This is a genomic window from Escherichia sp. WS1152 (assembly GCF_046487665.1).
GTDB classification, from domain to species: domain Bacteria; phylum Pseudomonadota; class Gammaproteobacteria; order Enterobacterales; family Enterobacteriaceae; genus Escherichia; species Escherichia coli.
This window is the reverse complement of record NZ_JBJQJA010000002.1, coordinates 200,684-215,627: the sequence shown is the minus strand read 5'-3', so window position 1 is coordinate 215,627 and position 14,944 is coordinate 200,684. Positions and strand designations below refer to the sequence as shown.

Annotated in this window: 11 protein-coding genes and 2 tRNA genes; 3 read left to right on the top strand and 10 right to left on the bottom strand. The window is 52.4% G+C overall.

Features of this window, described 5'->3' with window-relative positions; translation table 11 throughout:
- Position 1: 1 nt before the first annotated feature.
- The 6 genes from ptsP to glk all read right to left on the bottom strand — a co-directional run bounded on the left by ptsP (position 2) and on the right by glk (position 7,439).
- Positions 2-2,497, bottom strand: coding sequence for a phosphoenolpyruvate--protein phosphotransferase (gene ptsP, locus ACJHW7_RS04960; protein WP_021557052.1), 2,496 nt, complete (start codon positions 2,495-2,497; stop codon positions 2-4).
- A 24-nt stretch (positions 2,498-2,521) separates the two neighbouring features.
- Entirely contained in the window at positions 2,522-3,559 is a 1,038-nt protein-coding gene (gene ypdE, locus ACJHW7_RS04955) for an aminopeptidase (protein ID WP_000366028.1), read from the bottom strand.
- Positions 3,559-4,644 carry an aminopeptidase gene (gene ypdF / locus ACJHW7_RS04950; RefSeq protein WP_000173265.1) on the bottom strand — a complete coding sequence of 362 codons (1,086 nt, stop codon included), beginning with the start codon at positions 4,642-4,644 and terminating at the stop codon, positions 3,559-3,561. The genes ypdE and ypdF overlap by 1 nt, the downstream gene beginning before the upstream one ends.
- A 14-nt stretch (positions 4,645-4,658) precedes the next feature.
- A complete protein-coding gene (locus tag ACJHW7_RS04945; RefSeq protein WP_000985336.1) occupies positions 4,659-5,906 on the bottom strand; it encodes a PTS fructose transporter subunit IIC in 1,248 nt (415 codons plus the stop codon).
- 21 nt (positions 5,907-5,927) lie between these two features.
- Complete coding sequence (locus ACJHW7_RS04940) at positions 5,928-6,254, bottom strand: PTS fructose transporter subunit IIB (RefSeq protein ID WP_000038456.1); 327 nt, start codon at positions 6,252-6,254, stop codon at positions 5,928-5,930.
- Positions 6,255-6,473: 219 nt separating this feature from the next.
- Entirely contained in the window at positions 6,474-7,439 is a 966-nt protein-coding gene (gene glk, locus ACJHW7_RS04935) for a glucokinase (RefSeq protein ID WP_000170342.1), read from the bottom strand.
- 203 nt (positions 7,440-7,642) lie between these two features.
- Between glk and ACJHW7_RS04930 the strand changes: the two genes are divergently transcribed.
- Positions 7,643-8,899 (top strand): ion channel protein, encoded by a 1,257-nt coding sequence (locus tag ACJHW7_RS04930; RefSeq protein ID WP_040234853.1) that lies wholly within the window; start codon positions 7,643-7,645, stop codon positions 8,897-8,899.
- A 114-nt stretch (positions 8,900-9,013) separates the two neighbouring features.
- The gene (gene ypeC, locus ACJHW7_RS04925) at positions 9,014-9,340 is read left to right on the top strand and encodes a DUF2502 domain-containing protein YpeC (protein WP_000490072.1); all 327 of its coding nucleotides are present in this window, start codon (positions 9,014-9,016) and stop codon (positions 9,338-9,340) included.
- A 140-nt stretch (positions 9,341-9,480) separates the two neighbouring features.
- On the opposite strand, the gene ACJHW7_RS04920 is transcribed toward ypeC, so the two are convergent.
- Positions 9,481-10,719: an Nramp family divalent metal transporter gene (locus ACJHW7_RS04920; protein WP_000186369.1), complete on the bottom strand. Its 1,239-nt coding sequence runs from the start codon at positions 10,717-10,719 to the stop codon at positions 9,481-9,483.
- A 335-nt stretch (positions 10,720-11,054) separates the two neighbouring features.
- Here ACJHW7_RS04920 and nupC point away from each other — a divergent pair, with 335 nt between their 5' ends.
- The gene (gene nupC, locus ACJHW7_RS04915) at positions 11,055-12,257 is read left to right on the top strand and encodes a nucleoside permease NupC (protein ID WP_000376337.1); all 1,203 of its coding nucleotides are present in this window, start codon (positions 11,055-11,057) and stop codon (positions 12,255-12,257) included.
- Between the two features lie 49 nt (positions 12,258-12,306).
- Here the strand turns inward: nupC and ACJHW7_RS04910 are convergent, their stop codons facing one another.
- The 3 genes from ACJHW7_RS04910 to ACJHW7_RS04900 form a co-directional block, all read right to left on the bottom strand.
- A complete protein-coding gene (locus tag ACJHW7_RS04910; protein ID WP_021557053.1) occupies positions 12,307-14,496 on the bottom strand; it encodes a sensor domain-containing phosphodiesterase in 2,190 nt (729 codons plus the stop codon).
- 207 nt (positions 14,497-14,703) lie between these two features.
- Positions 14,704-14,779 (bottom strand) — tRNA-Ala (locus ACJHW7_RS04905).
- A 39-nt stretch (positions 14,780-14,818) separates the two neighbouring features.
- Positions 14,819-14,894 (bottom strand) — tRNA-Ala (locus ACJHW7_RS04900).
- Positions 14,895-14,944 lie beyond the last annotated feature (50 nt).

Here is a 14,944-nt window from a genome sequence, read left to right as displayed (position 1 = left end):
GTCAGAAGGTTAATTCTGTTTCCAGCAGCGTCAGGATACTTTGTGCATCTTGCGCGGCAAACAACGACTGGCGGAAGTTTTTATTCACCAGTTTACGCGCCAGCTGCGAGAAGACTTTCACATGATTCATCCCTTCGTTAGCACCCAGCGTCAGCATGATCACCAGTTCGACTTCGCCCATTTCTGACTGCCAGTCAACCGGTTTCGCCAGCCGGGCAATGCTGATACTGGAATGACGGATCCACTGAGATTTGGTGTGCGGGATCGCCACGCCAAAACCAACGCCAGTGGTGACAATCTCTTCCCGCTGCCAGACATCCTCTTCCAGCTCGAACGGATGTTCAGTGCGCCCGTTAACGCCGAGGTTACCGCACAGGAACTGGATCGCCTGCTCTTTATTGCTAAAGGCCTGATCAACGAAGATATTCTCCAGCGCCAGCAGTGGGCGAACGTCTTCTTCCGGCGTAAAGGCGGTGAGTAACGCTTCAATTTCCTGCGCGCTGCGACATTCACACGCCTGACGTGCCAGTTCCCGACACGCCTCGCTATCCAGTTGACGAAGCTGGCTTTTCACCGCCGGAATGCGCGGGCTACTCATACTCAGCTCATCCAGGCCCAGCCCAAGCAGTAGCGACAGATAACGGCTTTCACCGCCCAGTTCACCGCAAATGCCTACCCATTTGCCCCGCTGATGCGCAGTGGTAACTATTTGCTGCAACATGCGCAGGAACGATGGCGTAATCGGGTTATATAGCGGCGATACGCGCGGGTTATTACGATCGACCGCATACAGATACTGGGTCATATCGTTGGAGCCGATACTGAAGAAATCGACCTCATCGCAGAAGTGATCGATGATGTAGCACACCGACGGTACTTCCACCATGATCCCCAGAGGGATCGTTTCTGCGTGACGCAAACCATCGCGCTTAAGCTCAACGATCGCCTTCTGGATCTCGCCCTTCACCCATAAGATCTGATCGAGACTGTGGACCATTGGGATCATCAACTGGGCGTTGCCGAAACTGGCTGCGCGCAAAATGGCCCGCAGTTGAGTGCGGAACAGGCCAGCAAATTCCGGGTAAATACGTACCGCGCGATAGCCGAGGAACGGGTTCTCTTCCTGGGGAATATTCAGATAAGGAATGCTTTTATCGCCTCCGATGTCCATTGTGCGGAAGATAATCGGCTTGTCGCCCGCTGCCAGTAGCACCTGCTGGTAGGCTTCAAATTGCTCCTGCTCGTCCGGCGCGCTGTCGCGATCCATATAGAGCATTTCGGTACGGAACAGCCCGACGCCTTCCGCGCCGTTGGCAAACGCGCCAGGCGCTTCCAGAGCGGTGCCAATATTCGCCGCGATATCAATACGCTTGTTATCACGGGAATAAGCCAGCTGCGCGGCAGCCTGCGCCTGTTGTTTTTGGCGTTTATCCGCCAGCGTCTGCGCGACCTGATAATAACCGCTCACCGCGTCATTCGGGTTAATCGCCAGCACGCCGCACTGGGCGTCAAGCACTGCAGGTTGCCCGGCATAACGGGCAATCGCATCCAGCGGCAGGCCGCTCAGTACCGGGATCGCCGAGGCGCGGGCCAGAATCAGGGTATGCGAGGTGCGCCCGGTTTTCTCCAGAATCATGCCCGCAAGATTTTTTAAATCCAGGCTTAAAAACTGGCTTGGGGCTAAATCCTCGGCCACCAGAATAGTCGGTTTTTCCAGCACCAGATTGTTGCGCGGCTTCAGTTCCGGCCAGGTAATATGCAGCAACTGTTCGCTAATATCGCGAATGTCGCTAACACGTTCGCGCAGATAATCGCTGGCAGAAGCAGAAAGTTTGGCGCAAACCTGCTCCATATTGCTGATGATCGCCGCCCCCAGCCCCTGATGCTGTTCTGTCATCAGGCGACGGATATTGCCCGCGAACTCATCATCCTGAATCAGCGACAAATGGGCGCTGAGGATAGTTTTGCTTTCGCCGTCACGCTCACGCAATTGCTGGTTCAGTTGCTCGGCAAGCGTTGCCAGGCTGTGCTCCAGCCGGGTGGAGTCTTGCGCACTGGCGGGGATTGCCCGATAACTGTCGAGGCTGTCGCTTTGTAACAGGGTCAGCGTACCCACGCCGACGCCGCTTGCCAGCACATTGCCGTACAGTAAATCCGGGTTAAGGCGGCTTAATGAACGCGGCAGCGGATGCGCCGTCAGTTCTGCCTGCGTTGGCTGAACGCTGTCGCTGTCAATAAAGCACACCTGGATGTACTCTTCCAGCACGCGCCGCGCCTGCTCTTCATCGCTGCCGCTAATGTTCAGGCTGCAACTGTCATTAAATAAGGTGCCGGTGCCAATCAGCGCCAGCGAGCTTTTGGCATCGGCCTTTGCGTTCTGGCGATGGTTGATGAAGGTGATTTCGCTTTGCCACTGGCTGCACTGTTCTTTAAGTTCCCACGCCGGACGGGCATGAAGACCGTTAGGCAAAGGACAGAGAAATTGAATCGTTAGCATAACCGCTCCGGGTTAATCAGGAGATCATCTGAAATCCGTCAGTTGAACAACCGTCTCACGCGTAAGACGTTGAATAAGGGCAGATAAAAGTTGCTGCATCTGCAAAATGTCGCGGCAATCGGCAATCGATGCGGCGCAATGTCCATGGCGGGTTGCTGGCCCCATCACCACTGTGGGCACGCCGGTGCCGGTTAAGTGCACCGCCCCGCCGTCCGTGCCGCCGTTGCTGAACATATCTGCCTGCAACGGCACGCCAATTTCTGCCGCCACGGTTTCGACCCAGGCGGTAAGTTTTGGCGGCGCAATCAGCGACTTGTCGCTTAACACCAGCATCGGCCCGTTACCAATCTGGCGATGGTTAGCCGCGCCATAATCAAAGTTTTTCGCCCAGCAGGCGGTATCAAGCACAATGGCGACGTCCGGCGACACCGCGCGGGTGGCAGTTTGCCCGCCGCGTAATCCCACCTCTTCGCTGGAACTTGCCACCAGCCACACTTCCGCAGGCAGTTCGGCGTCGTGCAGCTCACGTAGTAACGTCACCAGCAGATAGCAACCGAGGCGATCATCAAAGGCTTTCCCCATCACCCGCTGGTGAGGGAGAACCTGAAAAGTGGTATCGAACGTGACGCGATCGCCTGGACGAATTCCCGCCTGCATCACTTCGTCATACGAGCGCGCGCCAATATCCACGCGCATGGCGCTGACATCATTCCCCTGCCGGTCGCCGTCAAGCAGGCCTGGAATTTTGCACTCTTCACGGGTGGTGATGCGCACCGGCTGCAGCTGGCGGGCAGCCATGCGTACATTGCCAACCGGCAGCACATCAATCGCCCCTTCGCGGGAGATACTGCGCACCATAAATCCAACTTCGTCCATATGCGCACAGATCATCACTTTCGGACCTGTCGATTCATTGAGGCGGATCAGCACCGATCCCAGACCATCAAATCGCACTTCTTTTTGCAGGCGATCCGCTTCTTCCAGCAGGATCTGCCGCACTTCCTGTTCCGAGGAGGCGATCGCATCTGCCTCGCTCAACGCTTTTAATAGCGATAAATCCATTATGCCTCTCCCGTGAGCAACACTGTTTTCGGCATGGCGTAGAGCACTTCTGCGCCTTGCGGGGTGACCAGCACAACATCCTCGATGCGCACGCCCCCTTGCCCTGGCAAATAAATCCCCGGCTCCACGGTCAGTAACATGCCTGGCTGTAGCGTCGTGGTATCCCGCGGTGAAAAGCGCGGATCTTCGTGTACTTCAATGCCAATAGCATGACCGGTGTTGTGACCAAAATAGTCGCCAAATCCTGCCTCGGTAATCACCCGACGCGCGGCGTCGTCAACCTGCTGGCAGCGCACGCCGGGGCGAATTGCAGAGATTGCTGCGAGCTGTGCCTGCAAAACAATCTGATAGACGTTAAACAGCGGATGAGATTCGGCGCTCACCCCTTCGCCATTCACCAGCAAGGTGCGCGTCATATCAGAGCAGTAGCCCTGATACAGCGCACCGAAATCGAGAGTGACAAACTCGCCCGCTGCAACAATCTTGTCGCTGGCTTTGCCGTGCGGCAGCGCCCCACGCCAGCCACTGGCGACAATGGTGTCAAAAGAGGTTTTTTCTGCGCCCTGCTGGCGCATAAACCACTCCAGTTCAGCGGCAATCTCGCGCTCGCTCATCCCCGCCTGAATAAAGCGGCGAATATGCTCTGCACCGCGATCGGCAATCCCACTGGCAAGGCGGATTTTCTCCACCTCCTCTGGCGTTTTGATTTGCCGCAGCACATCCGGCGTGGCGCTAACCAGTTTCGCATTGAGTTCAGACTGCCAGCGGTGCGCGGTTTCCCAACTCACCTGCTGGCCTTCAAAACCGAGCGTTTGCAACTGCTCATCGGCAATGATTTGCCTGGCGATGGTTGCAAGCGTGTGCGTCGCGTCAAGCAAATGCAGCTGGTAGCCTTGCGTGCGGGCTTCCACATCCGCGTAATATCGCGAATCCACCAGAATGTGCGCACTTTCTCGGCTAATCACCACATAACCAGATCCGGTGGAGATCCCCAGATGCGGCTGTTTGTTCTGCCGTGATGAGAGAAGCACTGCATCCAGTTGTTGCGCCTTAAGCCAGTCGCGCAGCGAAGCGAGTAATGTCATCTGGATTTTCCTTCTTACAGGCTATCGATTAACAATTTGCCTTTACGGAACATCATCAGACGCAGGAACACCACCATCAGCGCAGTTATGACTGCCCCCAGCGCGATCCCCGCCATGTAGACGCCGAGGTTAGTGACCAGTGGCCATGCCCAGATAGCGGATTCCGGGAACCATTGCACTGCGCCCAGCCAGACAGCGGCGGTTGAGCCGACAATCGCGCCAACCATATACGACGGAATGGCGGTGATGGGGCTTTCCAGTGCAAACGGAATTGCACCCTCACTAATCCCCATAAAGGCAAGGAACATCGCGGTCTTACCCTGCGGATAAAGTTGTGCGTTGAACAGGCGTTTGCCGGTTAAACGACGGTCAATAATGGTCGCCAGACCCAGACCAATCGGCGGAATAACGATAGCGATAGAACGTGCGGTGACCGGTAATACGTGGTCAGTGGTAAAGCTGAAGGCAACAAAACCTGCGGCTTTGTTGATCGGGCCACCAAGGTCGATTGCTGTCGCCGCGGCGATCCCCATTGCGTACATCAGCGCGCCCTTCTCACCTGCGGCAGTCAGCACGGTACGGATACCGCCGTTGATCCAGCCACCAAATGGTGTGATGACGTAGTACATCGCCAGCATGACAAAAATAGCGGAAAGAATCGGTAGCAAAAATGTGGTTTTGAACGCTAACAGGAAATCCGGTAACTGGATTTTCTGGTTCATCCATTTCACAAGGTAACCGGCAACGATAGAAATAATCAGCGCACCAATAAAGGTGGACGGCACCGGCGAAGAGGTCGCCCATTGCATAGTGCTGGGATCGAAGTTCAGCAGTTGCGTCGGCTGGGTAGACATCAAGCCGCCGATAAAACCAGCCGGAAACGCCAGTTTGCCACCGATAGAGTTCGCCACAAAAGCAGCAAACATCGGAATGGCAAAACCAAACAACACGCCGCCGAAGGACTGCGACAACCAGGCAAATTTCAGTAAGGAGAGGTCGAAACCGGAGAATTTCCCGCTATTAAGAGCATCCATGATGCCGATCTCAGCAGGAATTTTAAGCCAGCTATAAGCAATCAGCTGGCTGAAAGCGAGGATCACACCGCCCATAATTAAGGTCGGCACCATGCGTGAAATCCCTGACATCACATGCTGCGGGAGTTCACCCCAGAAGCTGCTTTTAGAGGCCTGCGGATTCTTAACTGCCGCTGCCGCACCGGATGCGCCAGGCACAACGGTTGCACTGCGTTTTTTAATGGCCATAACAATTATCCCTGTCGAATATTACTGTTGTTCAGAGGCAATCATCTCTTCGATTTCTTTGATGATGCCCGCAGCGTTTTTAATTGCGTCCTGCAAAGTGATTTCATAAACGTCGCGTGATTCGAAACGTTCGTTATCTTCCGGGGTAACTGCCACGGAGTGGATGATGATGGTCGCTTCGGCGATATCCTGCGCCGTCAGGCGATTCTGGATACCGTCCGCGCCCTGGGTTTCAATTTTCACTTCATAACCGGCTTCTACCGCTGCTTCTTCCAGCGCCTGAGCGGCCATAAAGGTGTGAGCCAGGCCCATTGGGCAGGCACATAAGGCAATTAGTTTCTTACTCATCGTTAATTCCTCGTTCAGTGATAGTTGACGAGTGAAATTATGAACGTGCAAAACAAATCGCCGTTACCAGACAAATAATGCATTTACTGGAGAATTAATCCCGCTGTACGGAAGTGTGACGCAGGTCGGCCTTGTGAGGGGGACACAAAGAAAAATTGAATTAACTGTATGATTTAAAAGATTATCGGGAGAGTTACCTCCCGATATAACAGGAAGGATTTACAGAATGTGACCTAAGGTCTGGCGTAAATGTGCACCGGAACCGAGAAGCCCCGGATTGTCATGGACGATGAGATACACCGGAATATCATGGACATATTCTTTAAAGCGCCCTTTATCTTCAAATGCGGCACGGAAACCAGAGGCTTTGAAGAACTCAAGGAAGCGCGGCACGATACCGCCCGCAATAAACACGCCCCCAAATGTCCCGAGATTGAGCGCCAGATTGCCGCCAAAACGGCCCATAATGACGCAAAACAGCGACAACGCACGGCGGCAATCGGTGCAGCTGTCAGCCAGCGCGCGTTCGGTAATATCTTTTGGCTTGAGATTTTCTGGCAGGCGGTTGTCAGCTTTCACAATTGCGCGATACAAATTCACCAGCCCTGGGCCAGAAAGCACGCGTTCCGCCGAAACATGACCAATTTCCGCACGCAATATTTCGAGGATAATGGCCTCTTCTTCACTATTCGGCGCAAAATCAACGTGACCGCCTTCGCCCGGCAAGCTTACCCAACGCTTATCGACATGGACCAGATGCGCAACCCCAAGCCCCGTTCCGGCACCGTAAACCGCAATAGGCTTACCTTCTATCGGCTCTGCGCCACCAAACTGAATCAGATGCTCTTTTTTCAGCATCGGGATCGCCATCGATACAGCGGTAAAATCGTTAATAATTTCCAGATGGCTAAAACCGAGATTCTTTTTCATTTCGGCAATTGAGAACGCCCAGGTATGGTTGGTCATTGCCACCCAGTCACCGGTAATTGGGCAAGCGATGGCAATACAGCCGTCTTTCACCTCGACCTTATGTTCTTCAAGATAAACGCGAATGACCGCTTCGAGGCTGGGGTAATCAAGCCCTGAATAGGTCTTAGCCTGCGAGATTTCACCACTGGCAATATCACACAGAGCAAGACGTGCGTTGGTGCCGCCCACATCACCGACTAATGCATACTTTGTCATTCTTCAACTGCTCCGCTAAAGTCAAAATAATTCTTTCTCACACTGTAAATACCTGGGGGCATAACAACAACGCCGGAAAGGCAGGCTCCCTGTAAATATCGATCTGGGTCACACAATTACTTTATCGTTTCAGCACCAATTGCAGCGATGCCTTTTTGCAAGCTGGGCAAACTAAGTATCTGACCCCGCATAAGGAATAGAACATGCTCCATCCGCGAGCCAGAACCATGTTGTTATTATCGCTCCCCGCCGTGGCAATTGGGATTGCGTCCAGTCTTATTCTGATTGTGGTGATGAAAATCGCCTCGGTATTACAGAATTTGCTCTGGCAACGACTGCCGGGAACTCTGGGGATAGCCCAGGATTCACCCCTCTGGATCATCGGTGTATTAACGCTAACGGGTATTGCGGTGGGGTTGGTTATCCGTTTCAGCCAGGGTCATGCCGGACCAGACCCCGCCTGTGAACCGCTGATCGGCGCACCGGTTCCGCCCTCTGCGCTACCAGGACTTATCGTAGCATTAATTCTCGGTCTTGCTGGCGGCGTCAGCCTGGGGCCGGAACATCCGATCATGACCGTCAATATCGCCCTTGCGGTTGCCATTGGCGCTCGTCTGTTACCGCGCGTCAACCGAATGGAGTGGACTATTTTAGCCTCTGCCGGAACCATCGGCGCGCTGTTTGGTACACCTGCTGCGGCGGCGTTGATATTTTCGCAAACCTTAAATGGCAGTAGTGAAGTTCCGCTATGGGATCGTCTTTTTGCGCCGTTAATGGCGGCAGCAGCTGGTGCACTTACTACCGGATTATTTTTCCATCCCCATTTTTCACTGCCCATTGCGCATTACGGACAGATGGAAATGACCGATATTCTCAGCGGTGCAATTGTCGCGGCGATTGCCATCGCAGCAGGGATGGTCGCCGTATGGTGCTTACCACGGTTGCACGCGATGATGCATCAAATGAAAAATCCGGTGCTCGTGCTGGGTATTGGCGGATTTATTCTCGGTATTCTGGGGGTTATTGGTGGACCAGTTTCGCTGTTTAAAGGGCTGGATGAGATGCAGCAGATGGTGGCAAATCAGGCTTTCAGCACCAGCGATTACTTTTTGCTGGCGGTGATTAAACTGACCGCCCTGGTCGTTGCTGCCGCCAGTGGCTTTCGCGGTGGACGAATTTTCCCGGCAGTGTTCGTCGGCGTGGCATTAGGGTTGATGCTGCATGAGCACGTCCCCGCCGTTCCAGCGGCAATAACCGTTTCCTGCGCTATTCTCGGCATCGTGCTGGTGGTAACACGCGATGGCTGGTTAAGCCTTTTTATGGCGGCAGTCGTTGTACCCAATACCACATTGCTACCGCTGCTCTGTATCGTCATGCTTCCGGCATGGCTGTTATTAGCAGGTAAGCCGATGATGATGGTCAATCGTCCGAAGCAACAGCCCCCCCACGATAACGTTTAGCAAAAAATGCTCTCCTTTATGATTTAAGAGTTATGGCGATGATACGGGGCTTTACCTCCCCGTAATATTGCGTTAACAGGCCGCTGACGGCTTCGATCGTGAAGGAGAATAACAATGTTCAGGTCACTGTTTCTGGCGGCCGCCCTGATGGCATTTACCCCGCTTGCAGCAAACGCAGGCGAAATCACCCTACTGCCATCAATCAAATTACAAATTGGCGATCGCGATCATTACGGTAATTACTGGGACGGTGGTCACTGGCGCGACCGTGACTACTGGCATCGCAATTATGAATGGCGTAAAAACCGCTGGTGGCGTCATGATAATGGCTACCATCGTGGCTGGGATAAGCGTAAAGCATATGAGCGTGGCTATCGTGAAGGCTGGCGCGATCGTGACGATCATCGCGGAAAAGGCCGCGGACATGGACACCGCCATTAAACACATTCGCCAATGGAGCACAATGCCTGATGCGACACTAGCGCGTCTTATCAGGCATACAAACCGGCTCTTTAACGCGTAGGGCGGATAAGGCGTTTACGCCGCATCCGCCAATAGTGCCAGATGCGACGCTCATTCAACTACAATCCCAGCGCCGTCCCCACCAACAACCAGATATTCAGCGCCACGACCAGCACTACAATCACCCAGCCTGTCTGTTTTACACGTTTGCTGTTCACCAGATCGCCCATCAACTTGCTGTCACTGGTGAAAATCAGCAGTGGAACCAGCGCCAGGGCGATACCAAAACTTAACAGTACCTGACTCATAACCAGAATCCGTGTCGGATCTAATCCCATCAGAATGACAATAAATGACGGCAGCATGGTGACTGTACGACGCACCCACAGCGGGATATGAAAGCGAATGAAGCCCTGCATCACCACCTGCCCCGCCAGTGTCCCCACCACCGTTGAGGACAGTCCGGCAGCAACCAGGCTTAATCCAAAGACCGTTGCCGCAGCATGGCTTAACAGCGGTTGCAGCGTCAGATAAGCCTCATCAAGATCGGCAACACCAGTATGACCAGAAAAGTGGAACGCCGCCGCAGCTGTAGCCATCATCGCCAGATTGACAAAACCGGCAATCGTCATGGCGATAGCCACATCCCATTTGGTGGCGGAATAACGTTGTTGACGCGAACCGCCATGTAAATGCTGAGTGAGCGAAGAGTGCAAATAAATCACATGCGGCATAATCGTCGCCCCTAACACGCCTGCTGCCAGGAAGACCGCCTCCGAAGTAGGTAAACTCGGGATCACCATTCCTTTACCCAGCTGCGCCAGGTTAGGCTGGGAGAAAATCAACTCGACAATGTAAGCCGCGGCAACAAACAACAGTAACCCGCCAATCACTTTCTCCAGCGGTTTTTGCCCGCGACGTTGCAGCATTAAAATCAGGAAAGTCGCGATCCCCGTCAGCACCGCGCCCTGCAACAACGAAACACCAAGAATGAGTTTAAAACCGATCGCCGCACCAATAAATTCCGCAAGGTCGGTTGCCATCGCAATAATTTCTGCCTGAACCCAATAGAACCACACTACGGGACGCGGATAGTGATCGCGAATCTGCTCCGCCAGATTTTTACCGGTGGCAATCCCTAGTTTGGCAGAGAGGATCTGAATCAGCATCGCCATCAGGTTGGCCCAAACGACAACCCACAGTAGCTGATAGCCGAAGCTGGCACCCGCCTGAATATTGGTCGCAAAGTTACCGGGATCGATATAACCAATCGCCGCAATGAACGCAGGTCCCATTAATGCGAGCCTCATCTTGCGCGCCGCCCGTCCGCTGCTACTCTCAACGCGATAGTTCGTCATCTTGTGCCTCTAAAACATAGCCTTTGCTATGTTTCATGCTATGCCAAACGAGAATGATTATCAAATTCATTTAAATGGGTTGTGGTGATTTCTCTGATAGACCAGGATTATGACTACGAAAAGATTGATGACTTGAATGTTATGGTTATGTTTAATGTTAGCACATTTACATAACTTTCAGCTTCCATACACAACATAGCAGAAATGTATGACAGCTCACTATTTTTGAAGCTTGTCACAGGACGTCATTATAGTGTGTGTCAGATCTCGTTTTCCTTAACCATGTTACATAGAATGTGCACGGAAATTTAACCTGCCTCATATTTGGAGCAAATATGGACCGCGTCCTTCATTTTGTACTGGCACTTGCCGTTGTTGCGATTCTCGCACTGCTGGTAAGCAGCGACCGCAAAAAAATTCGTATCCGTTATGTTATTCAACTGCTTGTTATCGAAGTGTTACTGGCGTGGTTCTTCCTGAACTCCGACGTTGGTTTAGGCTTCGTGAAAGGCTTCTCCGAAATGTTCGAAAAACTGCTCGGATTTGCCAACGAAGGGACTAACTTCGTCTTTGGTAGCATGAATGATCAAGGCCTGGCATTCTTCTTCCTGAAAGTGCTGTGCCCAATCGTCTTTATCTCTGCACTGATCGGTATTCTCCAGCACATTCGCGTGTTGCCGGTGATTATCCGCGCAATTGGTTTCCTGCTCTCCAAAGTCAACGGCATGGGCAAACTGGAATCCTTTAACGCCGTCAGCTCTCTGATTCTGGGTCAGTCTGAAAACTTTATTGCCTATAAAGATATCCTCGGCAAAATCTCCCGCAATCGTATGTACACCATGGCAGCAACGGCGATGTCCACCGTATCTATGTCCATCGTTGGTGCATACATGACCATGCTGGAGCCGAAATATGTCGTTGCGGCGCTGGTACTGAACATGTTCAGCACCTTTATCGTGCTGTCGCTGATCAACCCTTACCGTGTTGATGCCAGTGAAGAAAACATTCAGATGTCCAACCTGCACGAAGGTCAGAGCTTCTTCGAAATGCTGGGTGAATACATTCTGGCAGGTTTCAAAGTTGCCATTATCGTTGCCGCAATGCTGATTGGCTTTATCGCCCTGATCGCCGCGCTGAACGCACTGTTTGCCACCGTGACTGGCTGGTTTGGCTACAGCATCTCCTTCCAGGGCATCCTGGGCTACATCTTCTATCCGATTGCATGGGTGATGGGTGTTCCGTCCAGCGAAGCACTGCAAGTGGGCAGTATCATGGCGACCAAACTGGTTTCTAACGAGTTCGTTGCGATGATGGATCTGCAGAAAATTGCTTCCACGCTCTCTCCGCGTGCTGAAGGCATCATCTCTGTGTTCCTGGTTTCCTTCGCTAACTTCTCTTCAATCGGAATTATTGCAGGTGCAGTTAAAGGCCTGAATGAAGAGCAAGGTAATGTGGTTTCTCGCTTCGGTCTGAAACTGGTTTACGGCTCTACCCTGGTGAGTGTGCTGTCTGCGTCAATCGCAGCACTGGTGCTGTAAGACCATACATAAAAAAGCCGGGGATAATTCCCCGGTTTTTTTACGCCTGTTAATCAGCTAATGGCTGCGGGCGACCAATCAAATACCCCTGCAGATATTGCACCCCGAGCTTATGCAATAACGCCTGCTGCTGTTGCGTCTCGACAAACTCCGCGACCACACTCAATGACTTCGCTTTCGCCAGATCGGTAATTGATCTCACAATCATCGCATCCAGCGTATTCGTGACAATATCTTTCACAAAGACGCCATCAATTTTGATGATATCAGCCTGCAAACGCTTTAACCGTTCGTAGTTGGCATAGCCGGTGCCAAAGTCATCAATCGCAATCCGGAAACCAAACTTATGCAGCTGCTCGATGTTGTACATGCTGCTTTCTGCGTTAGAAAACGCCTGCTCCTCGGTGATCTCAAGAATGACCGCCTGCGGGGAGATGTGATAACGCTTAAATAGACGAATAATCCGCCCGGCAATATTCTTTTGCAGCAGCGTGAGCGGCATTAAATTAACTGAAAAGCGCGGGCCTTTTTTGTCGCAAGGGTGTGTTGCCAGCCACTTCAACAAGGATTCCAGCACTTGCAAATCAAAACGCGCGCTAAGATTAAACTGAGCAATAAGGGGCAGAAACTTATCCGGGGTCATAATGCCGCCGTCATATTTCAGTCGCGCGAGGATCTCATCATAACCTTCACCCTCTTTGTTGCGAATTGGCTGGGCGTAGAGCAGCAAATCACCCTGATCTAACGCCGTGCGAATGGTATTCAGCAATAGCACCTGTTTAGTGGTCTGCCCGGAAACCATCTCCTCTCGGCTATCCAGCGCCAGCACATGATGATGTGCGCAGGATTGCTCCGCCAGCCAGCTTAACTGCCCCAACAAGGGTTGCAGGGTTTCCTGATTTCCATCAAAACGCCCCCAGGCAGCACCATAGCCCATATCCAGCCCGGTATTGTTCCAGTGAATTTGCCGACTATTCAGGATGTTAACCATATGCTGGAGTCGCCCTTCCGTTTCCGGCCCGCTCAGCACTAACAGCAGTTCACTACCCGGCAATTGATACAACTTTTCGTTTTCCTGCATCAACGGCAGCAGCGTACGGTAAATTGATCGGATACAGTGAACGCGCATCATTAACCCGTAATGACGACTCATAAACTCAAGATTATCAATGCGCAGGCAGCAAAAACTCTTGCCCGCCTCTTGCTCCGGCGCTTGTTCCAACGCACGAAAGTTGGGCAGGAGCGTTAACGGATCGGTCAGCGCCTGCAAATGCCAGCGGCGATTAAGCCATTCACTGCGATGATAAATGCGCACCATATAGAGCAGGCAAACGCTAAAGGAAATCAGCACCGCAAGAATAAATGCCAGCGAATATTCGGTTTCCACCCCTTGCAAAAAGTTCTGGTTGTAATTCAGCAGGCAAAGCGTTGAAACAGCCCAGGTGAGATTTAAAAACGGATAGCGAAGCTTACCGACCCCGAGGGTAAAGATGATGAAGAAAACGGGTACCAGGTAACCGGCAATAAAGTCGTTTTCATAAGGTGTGCACAACAGAAGTAGCAGCACGCTTAACGCTGCCAGCCAGCTTAAGGTAAATGCGCGTTTCTCTTTGCCCAACGACGGAGCGATATCCCTGCGCCACAATATCTGCGCAAAGTGGGGACTTACAATCATGCGAGTGAGATAGTAGAAAAGCATGTTGTAAATCAGCACCGCGGTGAAAAGGCTTAGCAAATCAACGACCGTGAAAATGGCATCCGCATCGCCGAAAAAGGTGGATATCTTTAGCGGGAAATCAAAGAAGCTCCCCACAAGATACATGCTGCATTTGATGCCGATCGGCGTCACCAAACCAAGCCAGAACAGACGTTGCCAGACATATCGGCTGGTCAATCCATAACGCCAACGCGTCCCCAGCTGCCAGCGTAATATTGCGCAGGCACATAACACGACAAACGTCTGGCTGCTGAGCATGACCGCAGTCTGTAAAAAAGAGAGATGAAAGTTCCACAGATTGGTGCAAAACATCCCGCATAAAACGGGAACGACACCGCGCCAGCCAAAGATAAACAAGATTGACAGCATTACGCACAGTGGCATCCACGCCAGAAAGATATAACTGGAATGGATAATGGCAAGTGGCGAAATAAAACGGGAAAGCTGAATAAGTACCACGGTGAGCGTAAACGCTAGTGTGAATATCTTGATATTTTTTATCAGGTTATGCTCCACAAACATGAGTACACTACTCTCACTGATCGGGGTTTTCAGGCACACAAATAATAAGTTTATTCGCATCGCGAAGCAAACAAGGGCCAGCCTGTTGCCGATTTTTCATCCAATGATGCTTTCACCAGGCGGCGCTAACCCGGACGTAGACTGTATTACAAAAGCGGCAAAAAGCAGAGACAAAAAACCCCCGCTTTGCAGCGAGGGTTGGAAATTTGGTGGAGCTAAGCGGGATCGAACCGCTGACCTCTTGCATGCCATGCAAGCGCTCTCCCAGCTGAGCTATAGCCCCACGATGCGTTTACGTACCAAATTTGCTGGGTGCAAAATTTGGTGGAGCTAAGCGGGATCGAACCGCTGACCTCTTGCATGCCATGCAAGCGCTCTCCCAGCTGAGCTATAGCCCCGTCACGTAAAGCTTGTCGAGTTGACGGGCGGCATCATATGAATTCCGCCC